Source organism: Mesorhizobium sp. KR1-2 (assembly GCF_040045035.1).
Lineage (GTDB): Bacteria > Pseudomonadota > Alphaproteobacteria > Rhizobiales > Rhizobiaceae > Pseudaminobacter.
This window is the reverse complement of sequence record NZ_JBDZDS010000010.1, coordinates 135687-150851: the sequence shown is the minus strand read 5'-3', so window position 1 is coordinate 150851 and position 15165 is coordinate 135687. Positions and strand designations below refer to the sequence as shown.

Here is a 15165-nt window from a genome sequence, read left to right as displayed (position 1 = left end):
GAGGCACGAATATTTCCGCCATATCCGAGGGACATCCCAATGACCGCCATCATCGACATCATCGGCCGTGAAATTCTCGACAGCCGCGGCAATCCGACCGTGGAAGTGGACGTGGTTCTGGAAGACGGCTCGATGGGCCGCGCCGCGGTGCCCTCCGGTGCCTCGACCGGCGCGCATGAGGCCGTAGAACTGCGTGACGGCGGTCCGCGCTATCTCGGCAAGGGTGTGGAGCGCGCGGTCGAAGCCGTGAATGGCGAGATATTTGAAGCGCTCGGCGGCATGGAAGCCGAGCACCAGGCCGAGATCGACCAGGCCATGATCGAGCTGGATGGCACCGCCAACAAGAGCCGGTTGGGCGCCAACGCCATCCTCGGCGTCTCGCTCGCCGTCGCCAAGGCTGCGGCCGTGGCCTCGAACCTGCCGCTCTACCGCTATCTCGGCGGCCCCAACGCCCGCGTGCTGCCGGTGCCGATGATGAACATCATCAATGGCGGCGCCCATGCCGACAATCCGATCGACTTCCAGGAATTCATGATCATGCCGATCGGCGCATCGTCGCTGCGCGACGCCGTGCGCTGGGGCTCGGAGATCTTCCACACGCTGAAGAAGCGCCTGAAGGATGCCGGCCACAACACCAATGTCGGCGACGAAGGTGGCTTCGCGCCGAACCTGAAGAGCGCCCAGGCGGCTCTCGACTTCATCATGGAGTCGATCGAACAGGCCGGCTACAAGCCGGGCGAGGAAGTGGCGATCGCCCTCGACTGCGCAGCAACCGAGTTCTTCAAGGGCGGCAACTACGTCTATGAAGGCGAGAAGAAGACCCGCGACCCGAAGACCCAGGCCAAGTATCTGGCCAAGCTCGTCGGCGACTATCCGATCATCTCGGTCGAGGACGGCATGGCCGAGGACGACTGGGAAGGCTGGAAAATCCTGACCGACCTCGTTGGCAACAAGGCCCAGCTCGTCGGCGACGATCTCTTCGTCACCAACACCGCTCGCCTGCGCGATGGCATCCGCATGGGCGTGGCCAACTCCATCCTGGTCAAGGTCAATCAGATCGGCTCGCTCACCGAGACGCTGGACGCGGTCGAGACCGCTCACCGCGCGGGCTACACCGCAGTCATGTCGCACCGCTCGGGCGAGACCGAGGACTACACCATTGCCGATCTCGCGGTCGCGACCAATTGCGGGCAGATCAAGACCGGCTCGCTCGCCCGCTCCGACCGGTTGGCGAAGTACAACCAGCTCATCCGCATCGAGGAAGAGCTCGGCAAGCAGGCCCGCTATGCCGGCCGCTCGATCCTGAAGGGTTGAAGGGAGCCGGATTTCACGGCGCTAACCTGATCGAAAGGGCGAGGGCAACCTCGCCCTTTTTCATTTGTGGCGCGGAATTTTTATCCAGCGTAACCGGGCGTTAAGCATGATGGAGCCAGATGTAGCCATCAGGGAAATGCGCCATGTGGACACGTCAGCACAGAGAAAGAAACACCGGCCGGTTCATCGTGCCAGGCCTGACCGTGCTGTTCCTTTCCTATTTCGGCTTCCATGCCTATCACGGCGAACTGGGCATCTATTCCAAGTACCAGCTGCGTGCTCGTGCGGTCGAACTGCAGGCGCAACTGGATGCGATAAGAACCAAGCGCGTCGATCTGGAGCGTCGCGTGCAGCTGCTGCACGACGGAACCCTTGAGAAGGACATGCTCGACGAGCAGGCGCGCAAGGCGCTTAACCTGTCGCATTCGGACGAGATCACCATCATCCGTTCCTCTGACTGGTCGAATTAACCGAATAACGGTTAACTGTACTTATCCTCAATGATTGCAGGTGCTTAGCTGCATGCCTGCCATGCATTTTTCCGCATGGCGAAAGGTGGCGTTGCATGCTAGCTTCAGTCCCAACCGGAGGGAGAAGTCTGCTCCCTCCAATGTCCGGAAAGAGACATTACCAGGGAGTGATGTATGGCCTCTGCCGCCAGGAAGGCGTCCGCTAAACAGAAAGCGGACGGCAAATCGAATTCCGTGCTCGTGGCGCCCAAGCCCACGGATTTCACAAAGGAGCAAGAGCTCAAGGCCTATCGCGACATGTTGCTGATTCGGCGCTTCGAAGAGAAGGCGGGACAGCTGTACGGCATGGGCTTCATCGGCGGCTTCTGCCACCTCTATATCGGCCAGGAAGCTGTCGTCACCGGCATGCAGATGGCGCTGACCGATGGCGATCAGATGATCACCGCCTACCGTGACCATGGCCATATGCTTGCCATGGACATGTCGCCGCGTGGGGTCATGGCCGAGCTGACCGGCCGCCGTGGAGGTTACTCCAAGGGCAAGGGCGGCTCCATGCACATGTTCTCCAAGGAGAAGAATTTCTATGGCGGCCACGGCATCGTCGGCGCTCAGGTGTCGCTGGGCACCGGACTGGCCTTCGCCAACCGCTATCGCGAGAATAAGAACGTCGCCTTGACCTATTTCGGCGATGGTGCCGCCAACCAGGGCCAGGTCTACGAAAGCTTCAACATGGCCTCGCTGTGGAAGCTGCCGGTGATCTACATCATCGAGAACAACCGCTACGCCATGGGTACGTCGGTGAACCGCTCTTCGGCGGAGACCGATTTTTCGCATCGCGGCGCTTCGTTCAAGATTCCCGGCATCCAGGTCGATGGCATGGACGTGCGCGCAGTCAAATCGGCTGCCGATCTGGCGGTTGAATGGTGCCGCTCGGGCAAGGGCCCGATCATCCTCGAGATGCTGACCTACCGCTATCGCGGCCACTCGATGTCGGATCCGGCGAAATACCGCTCGAAGGAAGAAGTGCAGAAGATGCGCTCCGAGCACGACCCCATCGAGCAGGTGAAGGCGCGGCTGCTTGAGAAGACGTGGGCGAGCGAAGACGACCTGAAGGCGATCGACAAGGAGGTTCGCGACATCGTTGCCGATGCGGCCGAGTTCGCGCAGACCGATCCGGAGCCGGATGCTTCCGAGCTCTATACCGACATCACGCTGTAAGGGAGGGCTGAGACATGCCGATCGAAATCCTCATGCCCGCGCTCTCCCCGACGATGGAAGAGGGCAACCTGTCCAAATGGCTCAAGAACGAAGGTGACAAGGTTGTCGCTGGCGACGTGATCGCCGAGATCGAGACCGACAAGGCGACCATGGAAGTCGAAGCCGTCGACGAAGGCACGCTCGGAAAGATTCTTGTCCCGGCCGGTACCGAAGGCGTCAAGGTGAATACGCCGATCGCTGTTCTGCTGGCTGATGGCGAAAGCGCTGCCGATATCGGCCAGGCGAAGGCAGCGCCTGCTGCGCAGGAAGTCGCACCTCAGGCTGCCCCTGCAGTCACTGGGGAGGCAGCTCAGGAGGCGAAGGCTGCGGACAAGGTTCCTGCCGCGCCGAAAATCGAAGTCGCCGCCGACCCGGACATTCCCGCTGGCACCGAGATGGTTTCCATGACCGTCCGCGAAGCGCTGCGCGACGCGATGGCCGAGGAAATGCGCCGCGATGCAGACGTCTTCGTTATGGGCGAGGAAGTCGCCGAATATCAGGGCGCCTACAAGATCACGCAGGGCTTGCTGCAGGAGTTTGGTCCGCGTCGCGTCGTCGACACCCCGATCACCGAGCACGGCTTTGCCGGCGTGGGCGTCGGCGCGGCGATGGCCGGCCTGAAGCCGATCGTCGAGTTCATGACCTTCAACTTCGCCATGCAGGCGATCGACCAGATCGTCAACTCGGCCGCCAAGACGCTCTACATGTCCGGTGGCCAGATGGGCGCCCCGATCGTCTTCCGTGGTCCGAACGGCGCGGCTGCCCGCGTCGCCGCCCAGCACTCGCAGTGCTACGCGGCCTGGTACAGCCATATTCCTGGCCTGAAGGTCGTGATGCCCTATACGGCGGCCGACGCGAAGGGTCTGCTCAAGGCGGCCATCCGCGATCCGAACCCGGTCATCTTCCTCGAGAACGAGATCCTCTACGGCCAGTCGTTCGACGTGCCGAAGCTCGACGATTTTGTCCTCCCGATCGGCAAGGCGCGCGTCCACAAGACGGGCAAGGACGTAACCATCGTCTCCTTCGGCATCGGCATGACCTATGCGGTGAAGGCCGAGGCCGAGCTGCGCGAGATGGGCATCGACGCCGAGATCATCGATCTGCGCAGCATTCGCCCGCTCGACTTCGACACCATCATCGCCTCGGTGAAGAAGACCAATCGTCTGGTCGTGGTCGAGGAAGGCTTCCCGCAGAGCTCGGTCGGCGACTACATTGCCAACCAGGTTTCGCAGCGCGCCTTCGACCATCTCGACGCGCCGGTGATCACCATCGCCGGCAAGGACGTGCCTATGCCCTACGCGGCCAACCTTGAGAAGCTGGCGTTGCCGAATGTCGGCGAGGTCGTCGAGGCGGTTAAGGCCGTCACTTATCGCGGCTGAGGGAGGGCGCGGAAAATGCCGATCAACATCACCATGCCCGCCCTTTCGCCGACCATGGAAGAGGGCAACCTCGCCAAGTGGCTGGTCAAGGAAGGCGACAAGGTCGCTCCGGGCGATGTCATTGCCGAGATCGAGACCGACAAGGCGACGATGGAAGTCGAAGCCGTCGATGAAGGCACTGTCGCCAAGCTGGTCGTTCCGGCCGGCACCGAAGGCGTGAAGGTCAACGCCGTGATCGCCATTCTGGCGGGCGAGGGCGAGGATGCGGGTGCTGCCGCCAAGGCCGACGGCGGCGCCAAGCCGGCGGCACAGAAGGCGGAGGCCGCTGCACCTGCCCCGGCAAAGGTTGAAGAAGCCAAGCCGCAGCCAGCGCCGGCTGTCCAGCCAGCACCGGTAGCCGTGGCGAATGGCAAGGCGGTCGCCCAGGAAGGCCGCGTCTTTGCGTCCCCGCTCGCGCGGCGCATCGCCAAGGATGCTGGCGTCGATATCTCGGCCGTAAAGGGCACGGGCCCGCATGGCCGCGTGGTGAGGGCAGACGTCGAGACGGCGATCTCCACCGGCGGCGCCAAGGCTGCCCCGGCAGCCGCACCGGTCGCGGGCGCTCCGGCTCCTGCTGCGGCCAAGGCCATGTCGGACGAGCAGGTGCTAAAGCTGTTCGAACCGGGCAGCTACGAACTGATCCCGCACGACAACATGCGGAAGGTCATCGCGCGGCGTCTGGTCGAGGCCAAGACCACCATCCCTCATTTCTACCTGACGCTCGATTGCGAACTGGACGCCTTGCTGGCGCTACGTGCCCAGCTCAACGCCGCCGCCCCGACGCGCAAGACCGAGAAGGGCGATGTGCCGGCCTACAAGCTGTCGGTCAACGACCTGATCATCAAGGCTATGGCGCTGGCTCTGCGTGACGTCCCGACCGCCAACGTGTCGTGGACGGACTCGGCCATGATCCAGCACAAGCACTCCGACGTCGGCGTTGCCGTGTCGATCCCTGGCGGGCTAATCACGCCGATCGTGCGCCGGGCCGAGGAAAAGAGCCTGTCCACCATCTCCAACGAGATGAAGGATTTCGCCAAGCGTGCCCGCGAGCGCAAGCTGAAGCCCGAGGAATACCAGGGCGGCACCACGGCGGTGTCGAATCTGGGCATGTTCGGCATCAAGGACTTTTCGGCCGTGATCAACCCGCCGCACGCGACCATCCTGGCCGTGGGTGCGGGCGAAGAGCGCCCCGTGGTGAAGAACGGCGAGATCAAGATCGCCAACATGATGTCGGTGACGCTGTCGACGGACCATCGCGCGGTTGACGGCGCCCTGGGCGCCGAGCTTCTCGCGGCGTTCAAGCGGCACATCGAGAACCCGATGGGTATGCTCGTATAAGAGGTGGCTTTGGTGAAAACCGTCCTCTGCTACGGCGACTCGCTGACTTGGGGTTACAATGCGGCCGGTCCTTCGCGCCATGCGCTGGAGGACCGCTGGCCCAGCGTGCTCCAGGCGGCGCTGGGAGACGAGGTGCGGGTCATAGCAGAAGGCCTGAACGGCCGCACCACTGCTTTCGACGACCACTCCGCGCCGGAAGATCGCAATGGCACGCGCGTGCTGCCGACCTTGCTCGGCACGCATTCGCCGCTGGACCTGATCGTCATCATGCTCGGCTCCAACGACATGAAGCCCTGGGTCCATGGCAATCCGCTTGCCGCGAAACACGGCATGGGCCGGCTGGTGAAGATCGTACGCGGCCACGCCTACCCGCTGGAGGCCGAGGCTCCGGAGATCCTGCTGATTTCGCCGCCCTCCATCCGCAGGACCGAGAATGTGGAGTTTGCGCAGATGTTCGCCGGTGGCGACAGTGCGTCGCGCAAGCTGGCCGACCTGTATTCTGCGCTGGCCGACGATGCCGGCTGCGGCTTTTTCGATGCGGGCTCTGTTGCCGAAACCACGCCGCTCGACGGCGTGCATCTGGATGCCGCCAACACACGCAAAATTGGCGAAGCGCTCGCGCCGCTGGTGCGGGTGATGCTCGCGCTTTGACTTGAGGAGATGGCTGTGGCCGAAAATTACGACGTGATCATCATCGGCTCGGGGCCTGGCGGCTATGTCACCGCCGTGCGCTCGGCGCAGCTCGGTTTCAAGACGGCCATCGTCGAGCGTGAGCATCTTGGCGGCATTTGTTTGAACTGGGGCTGCATCCCGACCAAGGCGCTGCTGCGCTCGGCCGAGATCATGCACTATGCCGAGCACGCCAAGAACTATGGCCTCAAGATCGACGGCACGGTCAGCGCCGACGTCAAGGCCGTGGTGGATCGCTCGCGCGGCGTGTCAGCGCGACTGAATAGCGGCGTCGGCTTCCTGATGAAGAAGAACAAGGTCGACGTGATCTGGGGTGAGGCGAAGCTGACCAAGCCCGGCGAGATCGTCGTCTCGAAGTCTTCGAAGAAGCCGATGGAGCCGCAGCATCCGGTGCCCAAGAACGTCAAGGGCGAGGGCACGTATACGGCCAAGCACATCATCCTCGCCACCGGTGCGCGGCCGCGCGCGCTGCCGGGCATCGAGCCCGACGGCAAGCTGATCTGGACCTACTTTGAGGCCATGGTTCCGCAGGAACTGCCGAAATCGCTGCTCGTCATGGGCTCGGGCGCAATCGGCATCGAATTTGCAAGCTTCTACCGCACGCTCGGCGTGGACGTGACCGTTGTCGAGGTCATGCCGGCCGTGATGCCGGTGGAGGACGCAGAGGTTTCCAACTTCGCCAAGAAGCAGTTCGAAAAGCAGGGCATGAAGATCCTGCTCGAGGCCAAGGTGACCAAGGTCGAGAAGGGTGCCAACTCCGTTACCGCCCATGTCGAACTCAAGGACGGCAAGGTCGAGAAGATCACTGCCGACCGCATGATCTCGGCTGTCGGTGTGCAGGGCAACATCGAAAACCTTGGCCTGGAAGCGCTCGGCGTGAAAACCGATCGCGGTTGCGTTGTAATTGATGGCTACGGCCGCACCAATGTGCCGGGCATCTACGCCATCGGCGACGTTGCCGGACCGCCCATGCTGGCCCACAAGGCCGAGCATGAGGGCGTCGTCTGCGTCGAGAAGATCGCCGGCCTGCCGAACGTGCACCCGATGGACAAGCTGAAGATCCCGGGCTGCACCTATTGCAACCCGCAGGTCGCCTCCGTCGGTCTCACCGAAGCCAAGGCCAAGGAGCAGGGCTACGACATCCGCGTCGGCCGCTTCCAGTTCGTCGCCAATGGCAAGGCCATTGCGCTTGGCGAGGATCAGGGCTTCGTGAAGACCATATTCGACAAGAAGACCGGCCAGCTCCTCGGCGCCCACATGATCGGCGCGGAAGTGACCGAGCTGATCCAGGGCTTTGTCGTGGCGATGAACCTCGAAACCACCGAGGAAGAACTGATGCACACGATCTTCCCGCACCCGACCTTGTCGGAGATGATGAAGGAGAGCGTGCTCGACGCCTATGGCCGTGCGCTGAACGCATAGCCGCAGGCACCCCGCCGGGCTGTTGTTTCGGCGGCTTGTGGCTTATATGGGGCTTGGCAGCGGTCGCTAGGAGACTGTGATGGACCAGAGCGTTGGGATCATGAGCATGCCGGGCGTCGGCTTCTTTGGCATGCTCGTCATCGGCTTTCTGGCCGGCCATGTCGCCGAGAGGACGATGAACCGTGAACACGGGTTCTTCACCAACGTCCTGGTCGGCATCGCCGGTTCGTTTGTCGGTGGAACCCTCGCAGGCCTTCTCCAGGTCCATTACTACGGCTTCTTCGGCAATCTGCTGGTCGCCATAGCCGGGGCGATCATTATTCTCTGGATATTCGGCCGCACACAATCGGCGCGGCCGCGCTAGGAACTGACATGGTCACTGTGCTCGATCTCTCCACCGCTCCGCGCGTTCGGCATCCCGAAAAGGCCCATCGGCCCGACCAGGAAGTGCTGCGCAAGCCGGATTGGATCCGCGTCAAGGCGCCGGTGTCCAAGGGCTACATGGAAACGCGCGAGATCGTGAAGTCGCACAAGCTGGTGACGGTGTGCGAGGAGGCTGGCTGCCCCAACATCGGCGAGTGCTGGGAAAAGAAGCACGCCACCTTCATGATCATGGGCGAGATCTGCACCCGCGCCTGCGCCTTCTGCAACGTGGCGACGGGCAAGCCGCTGCCGCTCGACCCGAACGAGCCCGAGAGCGTGGCGAAGGCAGTGGCCCAGATGGGGCTCTCCCATGTCGTCATCACCTCGGTCGACCGCGATGACTTGGCGGACGGCGGTGCGCAGCATTTCGCCGATGTGATCCTTGCGATCCGCGCGCTGACCCCCGATACGACGATCGAGATCCTCACGCCGGACTTCCTGCGTAAGGACGGCGCGCTGGAGATCGTAGTCGCGGCCAAGCCAGACGTCTTCAACCACAATCTCGAAACCGTGCCGTCGAACTATCTGACCGTTCGGCCCGGCGCGCGCTATTTCCACTCCATTCGCCTGCTGCAGCGGGTGAAGGAACTCGACCCTTCGATCTTCACCAAGTCGGGCATCATGGTCGGCCTCGGCGAGGAGCGTAACGAAGTGCTGCAGCTCATGGACGACCTGCGCAGCGCCGACGTCGACTTCATGACCATCGGCCAGTATCTGCAGCCGACCAAGAAGCACCATTCGGTGAAGAAGTTCGTCACGCCTGAGGAATTCAAGTCCTACGAGACGGTCGGCCTGAGCAAGGGCTTCCTGCTGGTCGCCTCGAGCCCGCTGACGCGCTCTTCGCACCATGCCGGCGACGATTTCGCGAAGCTGCGCGCCGCCCGCGAAGAGCAGCTCAGGAAGGCCGCTCAAGCTTCAGCCTGATGCCAAAGTTCGAGACCATACGCCGCGTAACCCATGCGCCGGACCAGATGTTTGCGCTGGTTGCGGACGTGGAAAAATACCCACAGTTCCTGCCTCTGTGCGAGGCGCTGAGCGTGCGCACGCGCAAGGAACGCGACGGCCGCACGATACTCGTGGCCGACATGACTGTCGGCTACAAGGCGATCCGCGAGACTTTTACCAGCCAGGTTCACCTGAAGCCGGACGAACACGCCATCGACGTGAAATACCTCGACGGACCGTTCCGCTATCTCAGCAATATCTGGCGGTTCGATGCCACGGATGGCGGCGCCACCGATATCCATTTCTTCATCGATTACGAGTTCAAGAGCCGCGTACTCGGTGCGCTGATGGGGGCGATGTTCGATCGCGCCTTCCGCATGTTCGTGGACGCCTTCGAAAAGCGCGCGACGGAAATCTACGGCCCGGCCAAGGTGGCCTGATCAGCCGAGCGCTTTCAGGCCCAGCGTAAGGGCGGTCCGCACCGTCTCGCGGCGGATGAAGTCGCGCCCCTCATTCGGAAACAGGCGGCTTTCCGCAATCGTTGGCTGGCCGCGTTGAGCCAGACCGAACCAGACCAGCCCGACCGGCTTTTCCGCCGAACCGCCATCCGGCCCGGCGATGCCGGTGACGGCAAGCGCGATGCTGGCGCGAGAGTTTTGGATTGCGCCCGCGGCCATCTCCAGAGCTGTTTCGCGCGATACTGCGCCGTGGGCTCGCAGCGTCGCCGGCGAGACACCGACCATGTCCATCTTGGCTTCATTGGAATAGGTGATGAAGCCGCGGTCCACCACCGCAGACGAGCCAGGAATATCGGTCAGGGCGGCGATGATCATGCCGCCTGTGCAGGATTCCGCCGTTGCCGCCATGATGCCGCGCGCGGCGCAGGCTTTTAGGAAACTGTCGGCGAGTTCGTGCAGTTCGTTCATTCAGGCAACTCCCCGGGATAGACCACGCTCGCGGTCGCGATCGCCGCGATACCTTCCTCGCGGCCGACGAAGCCAAGCCGCTCGTTCGTCGTTGCCTTGACCGAAACGCGGCCCTGGTCGATGCCGAGCATGTCGGAAAGCGCCGCCGTCATGGCCTCGCGATGCGGCCCGACGCGAGGCGCCTCGCAGATGAGCGTGATGTCGGCATTGGCGATGCGGCCGCCCCTCGAACGAACCAGCTTGACCGCGTGTTCCACGAAGATGCGCGAGGCCGCGCCCTTCCACTGCGGGTCTGAAGGCGGGAAATGGGTGCCGATGTCCCCGGCGCCGCAAGTGGCCAGCAGTGCATCCGTCAGCGCGTGCAGGCACACGTCGGCGTCGGAATGGCCGGAGAGTTTCTTGCTATGGGGAATGTCGACGCCGCACAGCGTCACGTGATCGCCCGGCTCAAAGGAGTGCACGTCGTAGCCGTTGCCGGTGCGGACATCCGGAAAGCTTCCATTCGATGCGGAAAGACGTTGGTCGGCCATGGCGATATCCCTTGCCCAGGTCAGTTTCACATTGTCGGGCAGGCCGGGCACAATGCGAACCGGCATGCCAACCCATTCGGCGATTGCCGCGTCGTCGGTGAAGTCGCTGCGGCCTTGCGCAAAGGCCTTTTCGTGCGCCGCCAGGATCGCCTCGTATGGAAAGCCCTGCGGCGTCTGCGCGGCATGAAGCCCGGCCCTGGCGATGGTTTCCGCTATGGTGCCATTGGCGGCCTCACGCTTCAGCGTGTCCGAAACGGGCAGGGCAGGCAGCGCGCCGTGGCCTCCGTCGATGGCGGTAACGACGCGGTCTATGAGCGGGGCGTCGACGAAGGGCCGGACGCCATCGTGAATGAGCACCTTTGCGGGACGGTACTGCTCCAGGGCCAGAAGACCGAGCCGTGTCGAATCTTGCCGCGTTGCTCCGCCATTGACCACGAGGACGCGCTCGGCGAGGTCGCCCAAGGCTGCATTCAACAGTTCGCAGTCGTCGGGATGGATCACCACGGCTATCGCGCCGATGCCCGGATGATTGAGGAAGGTCGCAACCGTATGGCTGAGGACAGCCCGGCCGCCGATCTTGCGATATTGCTTGGGCCCGTCTCCTTGGCCGGCGCGCTCCCCGCGGCCGGCAGCAACAATCACCACGGCGGTCGACATGTTTGACGATTCAGGTTCGCGTTTTTCCATGGCTGAGGCTTAGTCGCAGCCTGCGTGGAAGGCCAGACTTTTCCCGCCAGCGCCATGTCCGCGCCATTTTTCTGCATTGCACAATAGATGCGCTCTGGTTACAGAATAAGCAGTCAGACAAATTGCTTGGTATTTGTGCATGCCAAATCCCCCGGCCCACGCAGAGCCGCTCGAAATCGGCAGCGTCAAAATCCGCAATCGGGTTTTTCTGGCGCCCATGTCCGGCATCACCGATGACGCCTTCCGGAAGCGTGCCTATGCGCATGGCGCCGGGCTCGTTGTGTCGGAAATGGTCGCCAGTGGCGAGCTTGCGAAAGGCCATTCCGAATCCGGGCGACGCATCCGACATTCCGGCTTGCCGGTGCACATGGTCCAGCTTGCCGGTCGGGAAGCCAAGCATATGGCCGAGGGTGCGCGCATCGCCGCAGGCGAAGGCGCCGATATCATCGACATTAACATGGGCTGCCCCGCCAAGAAGGTGACGGGCTGCTACGCGGGGTCGGCGCTGATGCGTGATCTCGATCATGCCGTGTCCCTCATCGACGCTGTCGTCGGGGCGGTGGACGTGCCGGTGACCGTGAAAATGCGTCTTGGCTGGGACGAGGCGGCTCTCAATGCGCCCGTGCTGGCGCGTCGTGCCGAAGAATCCGGCGTGCGAATGGTCACGGTGCATGGCCGCACGCGTTGCCAGTTCTATCAGGGCAGGGCCGACTGGCGCGCCATCGCGCGCGTCAAGGAGGCGGTGTCCATTCCAGTCGTGGCCAATGGGGATGTGTGCAGTCCTGCCGATGCCGCCGAAATCCTGGCTCAATCCGGGGCGGACGCCGTGATGGTCGGCCGTGCAAGCTACGGCGCGCCGTGGGCTGCCGGCTATATAGCTACGGGTGCCGCCGCTGATGTACCGCGTTCGGCGGAAGAACTTACCAACTACGTCATTGCGCACTACGAGGACATGCTGGCGCTCTATGGGGTGGAAAGCGGCCTGCGGCAGGCGCGCAAGCATCTCGGCTGGTACCTCGACCGCCATGCGGCCGCGACCTCACAGGAACTCCGCAAGGCAGTGATGACCTCACTCGATCCGGCGGTGGTGATCCGAGGCTTACGGGAGGCCTTAGCTGTGTCAGAGCTCGATGCGAGGGATGCCGCATGAGCGCGAACGATGTCCCGGCGCCAGGTCCGGCGGACGCCGCCCAGATCGTCCTCAACACGATCCGAAGGCCGGTGATCATGGTCGACGCCGACGATCACATCACCTACGCCAATGCCGACGCCGAAGACTTTTTCCGTGTGAGCGCGGCCATGCTCGCCCGTGCGACCCTGGAGCGCTTCGTACCCTTCGGCAGCCCGATCCTGGCGCTGATCGAACAGGTGCGCGAGCGGCTTGCTCCGGTCAACGAATATCGCGTCGACATTTCGTCGCCACGACTGGGCGTGGAGAAGATCGTCGACATCTATGTCGCGCCGGTGCCGGAATTGGCGGGCTCGGTCGTCGTGATGTTCCAGGAACGCTCGATGGCCGACAAGATCGACCGTCAGATGACCCATCGCGGCGCGGCCCGCTCGGTCACCGGGCTTGCGGCAATGCTGGCGCACGAGATCAAGAACCCGCTCTCCGGCATTCGCGGTGCCGCCCAGCTTCTGGAAACGGCCGTGTCGGACGAGGACCGTGCGCTGACCCGGCTGATCACCGACGAGACTGACCGCATCGTGTCGCTCGTTGACCGCATGGAGGTGTTTTCCGATGAGCGCCCGATCGAACGCTATCCGGTCAACATCCACGTTGTCCTGGATCGCGTGAAGGCCATCGCCAGCAATGGTTTTGCGCGCAAGATCAACATATTGGAGGACTACGACCCGTCGCTTCCTCCGGTCTTCGCCAACCGGGACCAACTGGTTCAAGTGTTCCTGAACCTGATCAAGAATGCGGCCGAAGCGATCGGCTCGCGCACTGACGGCGAGATCACGCTCTCGACGGCGTTCCGGCCGGGCATGCGGGTGTCGGTGCCGGGATCGCAGGATCGCGTTTCGCTGCCCCTCGAGTTTTGCGTGCACGACAACGGGTCCGGGGTATCCGAAGACATCCTGCCGATCCTGTTCGATCCCTTCATCACCACCAAGCCCAACGGGTCGGGACTTGGGCTTGCGCTGGTCGCCAAGATCGTCGGCGAGCACGGCGGGGTGATCGAATGCGAGTCCACCCCGCGCGGCACGACCTTTCGCGTGCTGATGCCGGCCTGGAAGGACACGTCCTTGCCCCAGGATGACCACAAGGGAGGAAACCCGGCATGACGCCTCGCGGCAACATTCTAGTGGCGGACGACGACGCCGCGATCCGCACCGTGCTCAACCAGGCTCTGTCCCGCTCGGGCCATGAGGTGCGGGTTACCTCCAATGCAGCCACGCTATGGCGCTGGGTCGCGGCGGGCGAGGGCGATCTGGTGATCACCGACGTCGTCATGCCGGACGAAAACGCCTTCGACATGTTGCCGCGCATCAAGAAGGCTCGGCCCGAATTGCCGGTGATCGTGATGAGTGCGCAAAACACCTTCATGACCGCCATCCGCGCATCCGAGGCCGGGGCCTACGAATATCTGCCGAAGCCCTTCGATCTCACCGAACTGCTGAACATCGTCACGCGCGCCCTGTCGGAACCGAAGCGGCCGAAGCTCGAGCAACGCCAGGACGATCAGCCGGAGGCGATGCCGCTGATCGGGCGCTCGGCTGCCATGCAGGACATTTATCGCATGCTGGCCCGCATGATGCAGACCGACCTGACGGTGATGATCTCGGGCGAGTCCGGTACCGGCAAGGAGTTGGTCGCCCGCGCGCTGCATGAATATGGCCGCAGGCGCAACGGCCCCTTCGTCGCCATCAATATGGCGGCCATCCCGCGCGATCTCATCGAGTCGGAGCTGTTCGGTCATGAGAAAGGCGCCTTCACCGGGGCGCAGAACCGCTCCACCGGCCGCTTCGAACAGGCCGAAGGCGGCACGCTGTTCCTCGACGAGATCGGCGACATGCCGATGGAGGCGCAGACGCGCCTCCTGCGCGTGCTGCAGCAGGGCGAGTACACGACCGTCGGCGGCCGCACGCCGATCAAGACCGACGTTCGCATCGTTGCCGCCACCAACAAGGATCTGCGCGCCGGCATCGCCCAGGGGCTGTTCCGCGAGGACTTGTTTTATCGCCTGAATGTCGTGCCACTGCGTCTGCCGCCCCTGCGCGAACGCTCCGAGGATATTGCCGACCTGGCCCGCCACTTCTTCAAGCGGGCCGAGAGTGAGGGCCTGCAGGCCAAGCGGATTTCCAGCGGCGGCCTCGAACTGATGAAGCGCTATCCATGGCCCGGCAATGTGCGCGAGCTGGAAAACCTGATACGGCGCCTCGCCGCACTTTATCCACAGGATGAAATCTCCACCGAGATCATCGAAGCCGAACTGCGCACGAGCCCGGAACCTGCGCCGGAAGGCGGCACGATGCCGGACGACCTGTCGATCGGTCAGGCCGTGGAGATGTTTCTGCAGCGCTATTTCGCGTCATTTGGAGGCGATCTGCCGCCGCCGGGCCTTTATGACCGTATTCTCGCGGAGGTCGAGTATCCGCTGGTGCTGGCGTCGATGACGGCGACGCGCGGCAATCAGATCAAGGCAGCCGAGTTGCTCGGACTAAATCGCAACACGCTACGCAAGAAAATCCGCGAGCTGGGCGTCAACGTCTATCGGAATTCCAAACAAAGCTGATTTCC

The 15165-nt window shown here is 63.2% G+C and carries 15 protein-coding genes; 13 read left to right on the top strand and 2 right to left on the bottom strand.

Annotated elements, in window-relative coordinates; all coding sequences use genetic code 11:
- Positions 1 to 39: 39 nt before the first annotated feature.
- The 10 genes from eno (at position 40) to ABLE85_RS19355 (ending at position 9717) form a co-directional block, all read left to right on the top strand.
- Positions 40 to 1314: a phosphopyruvate hydratase gene (gene eno, locus ABLE85_RS19400; RefSeq protein ID WP_348794352.1), complete on the top strand. Its 1275-nt coding sequence runs from the start codon at positions 40 to 42 to the stop codon at positions 1312 to 1314.
- Positions 1315 to 1457: 143 nt separating this feature from the next.
- Entirely contained in the window at positions 1458 to 1784 is a 327-nt protein-coding gene (locus ABLE85_RS19395; protein WP_348794351.1) for a septum formation initiator family protein, read from the top strand.
- 174 nt (positions 1785 to 1958) lie between these two features.
- Entirely contained in the window at positions 1959 to 3002 is a 1044-nt protein-coding gene (pdhA, locus tag ABLE85_RS19390) for a pyruvate dehydrogenase (acetyl-transferring) E1 component subunit alpha (RefSeq protein WP_348794350.1), read from the top strand.
- 14 nt (positions 3003 to 3016) lie between these two features.
- Positions 3017 to 4420, top strand: a complete 1404-nt coding sequence (locus tag ABLE85_RS19385) for a pyruvate dehydrogenase complex E1 component subunit beta (protein WP_348794349.1) — start codon at positions 3017 to 3019, stop codon at positions 4418 to 4420.
- Between the two features lie 15 nt (positions 4421 to 4435).
- A complete protein-coding gene (locus ABLE85_RS19380; RefSeq protein ID WP_348794348.1) occupies positions 4436 to 5797 on the top strand; it encodes a pyruvate dehydrogenase complex dihydrolipoamide acetyltransferase in 1362 nt (453 codons plus the stop codon).
- 9 nt (positions 5798 to 5806) lie between these two features.
- Positions 5807 to 6448, top strand: a complete 642-nt coding sequence (locus tag ABLE85_RS19375) for an SGNH/GDSL hydrolase family protein (RefSeq protein ID WP_348794347.1) — start codon at positions 5807 to 5809, stop codon at positions 6446 to 6448.
- 15 nt (positions 6449 to 6463) lie between these two features.
- Positions 6464 to 7909 carry a dihydrolipoyl dehydrogenase gene (gene lpdA / locus ABLE85_RS19370; RefSeq protein ID WP_348794346.1) on the top strand — a complete coding sequence of 482 codons (1446 nt, stop codon included), beginning with the start codon at positions 6464 to 6466 and terminating at the stop codon, positions 7907 to 7909.
- 79 nt (positions 7910 to 7988) lie between these two features.
- Positions 7989 to 8273 (top strand): GlsB/YeaQ/YmgE family stress response membrane protein, encoded by a 285-nt coding sequence (locus ABLE85_RS19365; protein ID WP_348794345.1) that lies wholly within the window; start codon positions 7989 to 7991, stop codon positions 8271 to 8273.
- An 8-nt stretch (positions 8274 to 8281) separates the two neighbouring features.
- Positions 8282 to 9256 (top strand): lipoyl synthase, encoded by a 975-nt coding sequence (lipA, locus tag ABLE85_RS19360; RefSeq protein ID WP_348794344.1) that lies wholly within the window; start codon positions 8282 to 8284, stop codon positions 9254 to 9256.
- The gene (locus tag ABLE85_RS19355) at positions 9256 to 9717 is read left to right on the top strand and encodes a type II toxin-antitoxin system RatA family toxin (protein ID WP_348794343.1); all 462 of its coding nucleotides are present in this window, start codon (positions 9256 to 9258) and stop codon (positions 9715 to 9717) included. Before lipA ends, ABLE85_RS19355 begins: the two co-directional genes overlap by 1 nt.
- On the opposite strand, the gene ABLE85_RS19350 is transcribed toward ABLE85_RS19355, so the two are convergent.
- Complete coding sequence (locus ABLE85_RS19350; RefSeq protein WP_348794342.1) at positions 9718 to 10203, bottom strand: CinA family protein; 486 nt, start codon at positions 10201 to 10203, stop codon at positions 9718 to 9720. It lies immediately after the preceding gene.
- A complete protein-coding gene (locus ABLE85_RS19345) occupies positions 10200 to 11390 on the bottom strand; it encodes a bifunctional 2-C-methyl-D-erythritol 4-phosphate cytidylyltransferase/2-C-methyl-D-erythritol 2,4-cyclodiphosphate synthase (RefSeq protein ID WP_348794341.1) in 1191 nt (396 codons plus the stop codon). Before ABLE85_RS19345 ends, ABLE85_RS19350 begins: the two co-directional genes overlap by 4 nt.
- Positions 11391 to 11559: 169 nt before the next feature.
- On the opposite strand from ABLE85_RS19345, the gene dusB reads away from it, so the two are divergent.
- From dusB to ntrC, 3 genes are read left to right on the top strand one after another with little or no spacing between them, the layout of a single operon-like run.
- Complete coding sequence (dusB, locus tag ABLE85_RS19340) at positions 11560 to 12570, top strand: tRNA dihydrouridine synthase DusB (protein WP_348794340.1); 1011 nt, start codon at positions 11560 to 11562, stop codon at positions 12568 to 12570.
- Entirely contained in the window at positions 12567 to 13709 is a 1143-nt protein-coding gene (locus ABLE85_RS19335; protein WP_348794339.1) for a nitrogen regulation protein NR(II), read from the top strand. Before dusB ends, ABLE85_RS19335 begins: the two co-directional genes overlap by 4 nt.
- On the top strand, positions 13706 to 15160 hold the full coding sequence (ntrC, locus tag ABLE85_RS19330; RefSeq protein WP_348794338.1) for a nitrogen regulation protein NR(I): 1455 nt from the start codon (positions 13706 to 13708) through the stop codon (positions 15158 to 15160). Before ABLE85_RS19335 ends, ntrC begins: the two co-directional genes overlap by 4 nt.
- Positions 15161 to 15165 lie beyond the last annotated feature (5 nt).

What these genes read in the sequence shown, in the direction of transcription:
- eno (WP_348794352.1), top strand. Translation starts at nt 40, where the DNA reads ATGACCGCCATCATCGACATCATCGGCCGTGAAATTCTCGACAGCCGC.
- ABLE85_RS19395 (WP_348794351.1), top strand. Translation starts at nt 1,458, where the DNA reads ATGTGGACACGTCAGCACAGAGAAAGAAACACCGGCCGGTTCATCGTG.
- pdhA (WP_348794350.1), top strand. Translation starts at nt 1,959, where the DNA reads ATGGCCTCTGCCGCCAGGAAGGCGTCCGCTAAACAGAAAGCGGACGGC.
- ABLE85_RS19385 (WP_348794349.1), top strand. Translation starts at nt 3,017, where the DNA reads ATGCCGATCGAAATCCTCATGCCCGCGCTCTCCCCGACGATGGAAGAG.
- ABLE85_RS19380 (WP_348794348.1), top strand. Translation starts at nt 4,436, where the DNA reads ATGCCGATCAACATCACCATGCCCGCCCTTTCGCCGACCATGGAAGAG.
- ABLE85_RS19365 (WP_348794345.1), top strand. Translation starts at nt 7,989, where the DNA reads ATGGACCAGAGCGTTGGGATCATGAGCATGCCGGGCGTCGGCTTCTTT.
- lipA (WP_348794344.1), top strand. Translation starts at nt 8,282, where the DNA reads ATGGTCACTGTGCTCGATCTCTCCACCGCTCCGCGCGTTCGGCATCCC.
- ABLE85_RS19355 (WP_348794343.1), top strand. Translation starts at nt 9,256, where the DNA reads ATGCCAAAGTTCGAGACCATACGCCGCGTAACCCATGCGCCGGACCAG.
- ABLE85_RS19350 (WP_348794342.1), bottom strand. Translation starts at nt 10,203, where the DNA reads ATGAACGAACTGCACGAACTCGCCGACAGTTTCCTAAAAGCCTGCGCC.
- ABLE85_RS19345 (WP_348794341.1), bottom strand. Translation starts at nt 11,390, where the DNA reads ATGTCGACCGCCGTGGTGATTGTTGCTGCCGGCCGCGGGGAGCGCGCC.
- dusB (WP_348794340.1), top strand. Translation starts at nt 11,560, where the DNA reads ATGCCAAATCCCCCGGCCCACGCAGAGCCGCTCGAAATCGGCAGCGTC.
- ABLE85_RS19335 (WP_348794339.1), top strand. Translation starts at nt 12,567, where the DNA reads ATGAGCGCGAACGATGTCCCGGCGCCAGGTCCGGCGGACGCCGCCCAG.
- ntrC (WP_348794338.1), top strand. Translation starts at nt 13,706, where the DNA reads ATGACGCCTCGCGGCAACATTCTAGTGGCGGACGACGACGCCGCGATC.